This is a genomic window from Acinetobacter lwoffii, from assembly GCF_024129685.1.
Taxonomy (GTDB): domain Bacteria; phylum Pseudomonadota; class Gammaproteobacteria; order Pseudomonadales; family Moraxellaceae; genus Acinetobacter; species Acinetobacter lwoffii_X.
Window position 1 is genome coordinate 1 of sequence record NZ_JAMXXL010000094.1, and the last position, 274, is coordinate 274.

Below are 274 nucleotides of genomic sequence, written 5' to 3' on the forward strand. Positions count from 1 at the left end.
TCTGCACATACCACTTTTGTCTCTTTTAAATCTAATGTTGATATTAAATCAGGTGCAACTTTAACATCATGTGTGGTTCCATCGGTAATCACGAAATCAATAGGATTGCCATGTGCATCAACAATCAAATGTATTTTTGAGGAGTTTCCTCCTACACTTTTAGAAATAGATTGATTCGCTATGCCGGCAGAATGTTGATGAGCACGTACATGAGAGCCATCAATAAAAATCCACTCCATATCGGGGCATGAGGCTAGTAATTTGAATAATCTAA

At 36.9% G+C, this 274-nt stretch carries 1 protein-coding gene; it reads right to left on the reverse strand.

The features are described 5' to 3' along the window. Positions 1 to 274 (reverse strand): transposase (locus tag NI464_RS15810; protein ID WP_253139557.1); only part of this gene is annotated, 274 nt, incomplete at both ends.